The 490-nt window shown below is 71.8% G+C and carries 1 protein-coding gene; it reads right to left on the reverse strand.

From position 1 onward, the window contains the following. Window positions 1–490: IPT/TIG domain-containing protein (locus ACH4J0_RS42675; RefSeq protein ID WP_396246582.1), on the reverse strand; the 490-nt coding region annotated here is incomplete at both ends.

Here is a 490-nt window from a genome sequence, read left to right on the forward strand (position 1 = left end):
CGGTGTTGGAGATGATCGTCGCCGGGGTCGCGCCGAAGGTCACCGTCGCACCCGCCAGGCCGGTGCCCGCGATGGTGAACACGCCACCACCCGCCGGGACGCTGGCTGCGGGGCTGATTTCCGTCGTCACGACCGGCACGGCCACGTAGGTCATGGTTCCGGCGGACACGGTGCCGCCGGGGGTGGTGACGGTGACGGGCACGGTGGTTCCTGCGGTGCCGGCGGGGATGGTGCCGGTGATGAGGGTTCCGGTGTTGGTGGTGATCGTTGCCGGGGTGGCTCCGAAGGTCACGGTCGCACCCGTGAGGCCGGTGCCCGTGATGGTGAAGACGCCGCCGCCGGCCGCGATGCTGGTCGAGGGGGTGACGGTGGCGGTGACGATGGGTGCGGCGAGGTAGGTCATGGTTCCGGCGGACACGGTGCCGCCGGGGGTGGTGACGGTGACGGGCACGGTGGTTCCTGCGGTGCCGGCGGGGATGGTGCCGGTGAT

This window comes from Kitasatospora sp. NPDC017646 (assembly GCF_044329365.1).
Lineage (GTDB): Bacteria > Actinomycetota > Actinomycetes > Streptomycetales > Streptomycetaceae > Kitasatospora.